This window comes from Streptomyces sp. NPDC059897 (assembly GCF_042730865.1).
Lineage (GTDB): Bacteria > Actinomycetota > Actinomycetes > Streptomycetales > Streptomycetaceae > Streptomyces.
The window spans coordinates 42,463-50,271 of sequence record NZ_JBHWKQ010000053.1 but is presented as its reverse complement, the minus strand read 5'-3'; the positions used below and the strand labels follow the sequence as shown (position 1 = coordinate 50,271).

The window sequence follows — 7,809 nt, the reverse complement described above, 5'->3', positions numbered from 1 at the left end:
GGTGCCGGGGCATCCCCGGCACCGCTCGCTCGCTGATCCTGGCTGAACCTGGCCTGGACGGATGATCACCCCAGTCGTCACACTGGACACGCACCGTCACACCACGAACGCCTACACACGGTCACCAGCGCAGGAAGTGAGAGCACCGTGCCACCCGAGCCCATCTCCGACCGCTACGAACTCCTTGAGGAGCTTGACCACGGCGGTATGGGCGATGTGTGGCGTGGCTACGACACCGTGCTCGACCGGCCGGTGGCCGTGAAGCTGCTTCGGCAGGCGTCGCTGGCCGCGGCGCCGCACCTCGCCGAGGAGTTCGCCAAGCGTTTCAAACGCGAGGCCAGGATTACCGCGCGCATTCAGCATCCCGGCGTGCCTCAGGTGTACGACGCGGTGCTGGACGCCTCGCTGGAGCGGCTGTTCCTGGTGATGGAACTCGTCGACGGCGTCTCGCTGGCCCGGTACGTCAATCCGGCGCGCCCGCTGCCGATCGGCTGGGCGGCAGCGGTGGCCGCGCAGGTCGCGACGGTGCTGTCGCACGCCCACCAGGTTCCGGTGATCCACCGTGACTTGAAGCCGTCCAATGTTCTGGTCGCCCGCGACGGCACGGTGAAGGTCCTGGATTTCGGTATCGCCGCCATGCTCCGTACGGACGTCACGAAACTGACCGCCACCGGGACACCCATCGGCACGTACCAGTACATGGCTCCCGAGCAAGTACGTGGCGGCACGATCACTCCGCAGACAGACCTCTACGCACTCGGCTGCGTCCTGCATGAACTGCTCAGCGGACGACTCCTGTTCACCGCAGGCGACGAGTTCGGCCTGATGTACCAGCACGTGAGCGAAGCCCCGACTCCGCTGAGGCAGCTGCGCCCTGAGGTGCCACAGGCCCTGGAGGAACTTGTCCTGTGTCTGCTGGGCAAAGCACCCGAGGAACGGCCGGCCGACACGCAAGAGGTATATGAAAGGCTGCTCCCGTTCCTGCCGCAGCCTGGCGATGAGACAACCGTCAACGGCGGGCAAGGCCCTTCAGGAGTGCCTGATCCGACTGCTCTCTACCGCAAGCCTTACGCACCCCGGGCTCGTGAACAGGCGCCCGCCGTTGACCGGCCGGCTCCCGTGGTGCCGCAACCCATGCCGGTGCCTACCCAGTTGCGCGAGGACATCAGGGCAGCCCGTGACCAGGCAGACCTGCTCATCATGGAGGACCGGTTCTCGCAGGCGGTCGACGTGCTCAGCGAGGTCATCGAACCTGCGGCCCGCGCGCTCGGCCCGGAGAACCGGGCCGTCCTGGGACTGCGCAGGCAGCGAGCCGCGGTGCGCCTGCTCGGCGGTGACTACCGCGCCGCGCGCCCGGAGTTCGACACGCTTGCCGACGCGTATGCCCGTATCGCCGGGCCGACCAGTGAGCAGGCCCGTGCGTGTCGTGCCCAGGCCGCTCGATGCCGCGCCGAACTTGGCATGGTCACCGACGCGCTGGCGCAGCTGAGGGAGGTACTGGACGTTGTACGCGCCGTCGAAAGTGATGCGAGCGAAGAAGCGGTGGAGCTCCGGCACAACATCGGCATGCTGCTGCTTGCGCAGGGGCGGACGGCGGAGGCCAAGGAGGTGCTGGAGCCGCTGTATCAGGACGTGGTCCTGGTCAGTGGACCGGAAGACGAGTTGGCGGTCGAGATCGCCGAGGCGCTCGCGGTGATCGAGCTCGGCCTCGACGACCCTGGGCCGGGCGCCTGACGGGAGGACGGCCCGGCCCTGAGTGGTCAGCCCGTCATGGCCGTGGATCGTGGTCGATCAGCTTCAACAGGCTCAGCAGCTGCTTGGTCTCCGTCAGCGCCTCGGTCTTCGTCTCCGGAGCGTCCATGTCCCAGTGCGCGAGTTCGTTCCGGTAGTCCTTGACGGCGGCGACTCGGCGCACCAGGTCGTCCTGCTCGTAAGGCCACGCCAAGGTCGCCCAGCAGGTGTCGTCCTTGAGGACCTCCGGATACTGGCCGAGGGTGAGGTACTTGCCTGCGGCACGGGTCTTGCGCACTCCCGAACCGGTGGGCAGCTCCTCCACGGGCAGACGGTCGGTGAGGCGGCGCAGGCGCCGCTCCGCCTCGCCGAGGAGGATGAACGGCTCGACCCGCAGCTTGAGCTGATCGGCCAAGTCGGATGCGGTGAGGATGCCGAGCACGAGGTTGTCGCCATCGGTGACGATCAGGAACCCGTGGCGCTGGATGTCGTCGATACGGACGAACAGCTCTTCTTGCTCCTGAGCGGTGAGCGGGTGGGGGTTCAGGGCCGCGGCTATGGTCGCGCCGCGATGACCCAGCTGGGCGCGGGCGATGCTCTCCCAGGTGACGACTCCTCGTAGCACGTTGTTCCGGTTCACCACGGGAAGCTGTGAGAAGTCGCCTTGGACCATGCGCGTGATGGCGCGACTCAGCGGCTCGTCGAAGCCGACTGTCACCACATCCCGGGCGAAGGGGAGGCTGCCGATACGCCAGTGTCGACTCAGGTCCTCGCCCGCCACCCTTGTGGGGGTGTGACCAAGCTCTGTCCCCGGCGGCTCCTGGACCGTGTCCCCGGTCAGCGTGGTCTCCTCCGCGGAGACCGTGATCAGGCCGTCGAGCTGCACCTCCGTGAAGTGCGGGGCCACCTGCAGACCGCGAGCCGCGAGCTCTCTGTCGACGAGGTCGATGACGTCACCGGTGCGCCTCTGCCAGCCCCACAGGCCGATCAGGTCCCGGGCGGTCAGCTGTCGGGTGCCCTCGTCGCGCACGTCCTGCTCAAGCGCCTCGGGGTCCGCAGGCGGCTCCACGGCGCCCTTGTAGCCCGGGTCCACGCCGGTCTGCGCCAGCGTCTCGACACGGTGGGCCGCGTCACGGCGGCTCAGCTCGCTCACGGTCAGGAACGCACCGATGCTGTCGCGGAGGTCGCCGCCGATCGCCGCCCGCTCGACCTGGCTGCGCACCCACTCCACCTTGCGCGTGTGCCGGAAGCCGGGGGCGGCCTCGCTCCGGTACTCGTAGCCGCCGGTCAGCCGTCCGATGGCGACGACTCCCAGGAACTTGCGGGGCATCACTACCAGATCCCCGGTCTCCATCGTGATGAAGCGCCACAGCTGGTGCTTCCAGTTGTCCACCCGGCCGGCCGGCTCCTCCGGATAGGCCCCCGCCAGTACATCCCCCACATCGGCGATTGAGGCGCAGCCGCTCAGATCGCCGACCTCCTCCCAGCCGGCGATCACCACGCCTTCGTCAAGCGCCTGCTCTTCGCGCTCTCCGTACTGGCCACCGCGGACCGTCCAAGCCCTGACCATGGTTCCCGTCCCCCTGCGTAGTCCTCGAGCACGCATCCGCATCGCGCGGCTCACGTCGGAGCTGAATCTACGTGCGTGTGACGGTGCGAGCACGGGCGTGGAGCGGATTGAGTCAGCAGCCATGAACAGGGCAGGCGCCGCTTTGGCGCCTGCCCTGTTCATGGCTGATTGTTCGTCAACATGACTCTGACCAGGGGCGACTCTCTGACTAGTGGCGGTCTTGCGGAAGTTGCCGCCCCAAACGGGGGACGTACGTGGGACGCAGCGCCCCAGCCAGGGGTTTATATCTGCACAAAACAGCCTCACGGGCAATGAAAAAGCCCTCCGCAAGTGATCTCGCGAAGGGCTAAAAACCGCCTCTGACCTGCATAAAGGTGCGCCCCCGGCAGGACTCGAACCTGCGGCCAAGCGCTTAGAAGGCGCCTGCTCTATCCACTGAGCTACGGGGGCCGGTGTGTGGCCGGTGGCTTGGTCGGGGGATGTGGGGTGATCCGTGACCTTGCCGGGGACAAGGATAGGGCTCCCGGGTCCCTGCCCCTGCTGCTTCGCCTCCGCGCCACGATGTGGAGGTTCAGTGAAGCGGTCCCGATAATCGCAGGTAGGTACGAATCCTGCATCGCTTTTGGCTTCATACGCCTCGGGTGTTGTGCACTCGTTATGCCTGCGCCCCCAGTCGCCCCTTCCATCCCGCTGTGTGCTTCCTGTGCCGTATCGCGTGACTTATCGGCGCGCAGGCGTGGCCATATGCTTCATAATGCGGCCAAAATTGGGCATTCTTCACGTGTGGTGACCTTGGACGTTCGGCCTCAGCTGCTCGACGCAATTACCGCGCTGCGCGACCGTGTCGCCGCCGCGCGCTTTCCGCTCCCGCTCGCGGGGGCGCCACGCGCGCGTGCCAACCGCGGCGAGCTGCTCGCACAACTCGACGACTATTTGGTGCCCCGCCTGCGGGCCCCCGAAGCGCCCCTGCTCGCCGTCGTGGGCGGGTCGACCGGCGCCGGCAAGTCGACCCTCGTGAACTCGCTCGTAGGGCGTGTCGTGAGCGAGGCGGGGGTGTTGCGGCCGACCACGCGTACTCCGGTCCTCGTCTGCCATCCGGATGACCACCACTGGTTCTCCGGGGTGCGGGTGCTGCCCGACCTCGCGCGCGTGTGGATGCCCAAGCAGGCCGACGGCGGCCCGGACGGGGAGGGCGAGGAGGAGGACGACCTCGAGCCCGTTCCCGACGCGGAGGCGCGCGTGCTGCGCGTGGAGACCTCGGGGGTCCTGCCGCGCGGGCTCGCGCTGCTCGACGCCCCCGACATCGACTCCCTCGTCGCCGAGAACCGCGTGCTCGCCGCACGGCTCATCAGCGCCGCCGACGTGTGGGTCATGGTCACCACCGCCTCCCGGTACGCCGACGCCGTGCCCTGGCGCCTGCTGCGTACCGCCAAGGAGTACGACGCGTCCCTGGTGACCGTGCTCGACCGAGTGCCCCACCAGGTCGTCTCCGAGGTCTCCCGGCAGTACGGCGCGCTGCTCGCCAAGGCCGGGCTCGGCGAGGTGCCGAGGTTCACCGTGCCGGAGCTCCCGGAGTCGACCGGCAACGGCGGACTGCTGCCCGCCACCGCCGTCGCCCCGCTCCGCGCCTGGCTGACCCACCGCGCCCAGGACCCCGAGGCGAGGGCCCGCGCCATGGCCCGAACCGCCCGCGGCACGCTCGACTCGCTGCGCGCCCGGATGCCCGAGCTGGCGTCGGCGGTCGCAGCCCAGCACTCCGCCATGGTCCGGCTCACCTCCGCCGTGGACGACGCGTACGAGACCGAGCACGCGCGCGTACTGGAGCGTTTGCGGAAGGGCGGCGTGCTCTCGGGGAACGCCCTGAAGCACTGGCGGAGCTATCCGGCGGACTGCGGGGGCGGGGAGCTGCTCGACGCTCTGGTGGAGAGTCTCGGCTCCCTGTTGGCGTGTGCGGTGACCGCGGCCGATGAGCGGGTCGACGAGGCCTGGCGGCACGAACCCGGCGCGCGTGCCGCCGAACTACGGAGGCAGGGGCCCGAGTCCGAGACCGTAGAGGAGCGGATCGGTCTTGCCGTACGACGCTGGCGGCGGGTCCTCGAGGAGTACGCCGAGGACGAGGTGCGGGCCGCGGCGCAGGCCATGGACGGTTCGCCGCCCGACGCCGAGGCCGTCGCGGCGCTCGTCGCCACCGGCCTGCTCGGCGGGCGCCGGGGGAAGGCCGCGGGCGAGAACCTGGCCGAGCGGATCGGCGCGCAGGGCGCGCTGCGGCTGCGCGACCGGGGTGGGCAGCTCCTGAGCGAGTACCTGGACACCGTGCTCGGCGCGGAGCGCGAACGCCGGCTCGCGCCGCTCGACGCGCTCGACATCACCCCCGAATCCCAGGCCGAGTTGATCGCGGCCCTTTCGCTGCTGCAGAAGGTGAGGTGAGGGCGCTGACCGCCGCCGTCACGGATCAGAACAATCCCGATCCCAGGAACCCCGCCGATCCCGCCGATTCAATCGATCCCATCAGTTCCGCCGATTCCGCCGATCGCGACGGGGCCGCGGATGACTCCGATCTCACGGATCTCGCGGACAATCTCGGGGATGCGGGGCCGTCAGGGGGCGTCGCGGTGGCGTCCCGGGAAGAGGGCGTGGCGTCCGCGGGGGCAGGCGCTTCCGAGGGCGTGGAGATTCCCCAAGGGCGTACGGAGTCCACCCCCTGGGACGACGGTCTCATCGCGCGGCGCGTCGCCAAGCAGGGCGGCGAGGCGGCGGTGCCGGCCGGATCGGGGACGTACGACGGGCAGTTGAAGCAGCGGCTCGACGCGCTGCGGGAGCTCGTCGGGCTCTCGCGCACCCGGCTCGACGGGGCGACCCTCGCCGAGGCCGGGCAGGTGCTCGACGAGGCCGCGGCCCGGCGGAGACTGTCGTCGCGGCACACCGTCGTCGCCCTCGCGGGGGCCACGGGGAGCGGAAAGTCGACGCTGTTCAACGCCCTCGCCGGGGTGCCCCTCTCCGAGACCGGGCTGCGCAGGCCCACCACCTCCGCGCCCATCGCGTGCAGCTGGACGGACGGGGCCGCCGGGCTGCTCGACCGGCTCGGGATTCCCGGTCGTGCGCGGCGCCGACCCGCACAGGTGCAGCAGGGGGAGCACGGGGAGGCGGAGCTGGACGGGCTGGTCCTCATCGATCTGCCCGATCACGACTCCGCCGCGCTCGAACACCGCGACCAGGTCGACCGCGTGCTCGGGCTCGTGGACGCCGTGGTGTGGGTCGTCGACCCCGAGAAGTACGCCGACGCGATGCTCCACGAGCGGTATCTGCGGCCCATGGCGGGGCACGCGGAGGTGATGTTCGTCGTGCTCAACCAGGTCGACCGGCTGCCCGGCGACGCCGTCGAGCAGGTCCTGGACGATCTGCGGCGGCTGCTCGACGAGGACGGCATCGCGCTCGGCGAGCACGGCGAGCCCGGCGCCACGGTGCTGCCGCTCTCCGCCCTCACCGGGGAGGGCGTGGACGACCTGCGCGACTGCCTCGACCAGGTCACCGCCGAACACCGGGCCGCCGCGCGCCGGATCGGCGCCGACGTCGACGCCGCAGCCGACCGTCTCAAGCAGGTGTACGCGACCGGGCGGCAGAGCGGGCTGAGCGAGGAGGCCCGCGAGGAGTTCGCGGACCGGCTCGCCGAGGCCGTCGGCGCGGCCGCGGCGGGCCAGGCGGCCGAGCGGGAGTGGAGCCGGGGCGCCAACCGGGCCTGCGGAACCCCGTGGCTCAGGCTCTGGCGCTGGTACGAGGAGCGGCGCGCGGTCGGTTCGACCGTCACCGCTCCCGTGGTCCCGGCCGACGACGAGGAGGTCACGGCCCGGCAGCGCGTCGAGCATGCGGTGCGGGTGGTCGGCGACGCCGCGGCGACCGGGCTGCCGGCCGCGTGGGGACAGGCCGTGCGCGAGGCCGCGACGCGGGGCGGGGAGGGGCTGCCCGAGGCACTCGACGAGCTGGCGTCCGACGCCGCGTCCGATGTCGCCTCCGGCGCCGTGTCCGAGCGGCTGAAGCCGGAGCACGGGGCCGGTCGGCCGCCGCGGCCCGGCTGGTGGCCGGTCGCGGTGTTCGCCCAGGTGGGCATGACGTTGCTGCAAGTCCTGGGCGTGCTGTGGCTGTTGGGGCAGCTCGTCGGGGTCTTTTCGGCGAATCTGGGTGTGCCACTACTGCTGGTGCTCGCGGGGCTCGTGGGCGGGCCGTGCGTGGAGTGGTCCTGCCGGATGGCGGCGAGGGGGCCCGCGCGACGGTACGGGCAGGAGGCCGAGCGGCGGCTCAGGGACGCGGCTGCGGCCTGTGGCCGGGCGCGGGTGCTGGACCCCGTCGCGGCGGAGCTGCTGCGGTACCGGGAGGTGCGGGAGCAGTACGTGCGGGTGGCCGGGGGAGTGACGGGAGTTTCCACAACCCGCGGGTAGGCCACAGGCGTCGGCGGGGATCGCGGCGCGGGGGCAATCTGTGATCGCGGCTCGGGAAGGGCTCGGGCCGCGCAC

4 protein-coding genes and 1 tRNA gene are annotated in these 7,809 nt (G+C 70.8%); 3 read left to right on the top strand and 2 right to left on the bottom strand.

Annotation, left to right across the window (positions count from 1 at the left end; translation table 11 throughout):
- Positions 1-147 precede the first annotated feature (147 nt).
- Positions 148-1,734 carry a serine/threonine-protein kinase gene (locus ACFV9W_RS35200; protein ID WP_385769401.1) on the top strand — a complete coding sequence of 529 codons (1,587 nt, stop codon included), beginning with the start codon at positions 148-150 and terminating at the stop codon, positions 1,732-1,734.
- Between the two features lie 34 nt (positions 1,735-1,768).
- On the opposite strand, the gene ACFV9W_RS35195 is transcribed toward ACFV9W_RS35200, so the two are convergent.
- Positions 1,769-3,301, bottom strand: a complete 1,533-nt coding sequence (locus ACFV9W_RS35195) for a CBS domain-containing protein (protein ID WP_385769399.1) — start codon at positions 3,299-3,301, stop codon at positions 1,769-1,771.
- A gap of 377 nt (positions 3,302-3,678) precedes the next feature.
- Positions 3,679-3,751: transfer RNA gene (locus tag ACFV9W_RS35190), tRNA-Arg, on the bottom strand.
- A gap of 333 nt (positions 3,752-4,084) precedes the next feature.
- Between ACFV9W_RS35190 and ACFV9W_RS35185 the strand changes: the two genes are divergently transcribed.
- Both ACFV9W_RS35185 and ACFV9W_RS35180 read left to right on the top strand, forming a co-directional pair.
- The gene (locus tag ACFV9W_RS35185; protein WP_385769397.1) at positions 4,085-5,728 is read left to right on the top strand and encodes a dynamin family protein; all 1,644 of its coding nucleotides are present in this window, start codon (positions 4,085-4,087) and stop codon (positions 5,726-5,728) included.
- A 5-nt stretch (positions 5,729-5,733) separates the two neighbouring features.
- Complete coding sequence (locus ACFV9W_RS35180) at positions 5,734-7,734, top strand: GTP-binding protein (protein ID WP_385769407.1); 2,001 nt, start codon at positions 5,734-5,736, stop codon at positions 7,732-7,734.
- Positions 7,735-7,809: the final 75 nt, after the last annotated feature.

Bases quoted from the DNA above. Each gene is read 5' to 3' on its own strand.
- ACFV9W_RS35195 (WP_385769399.1), bottom strand. From the start codon at position 3,301: ATGGTCAGGGCTTGGACGGTCCGCGGTGGCCAGTACGGAGAGCGCGAA.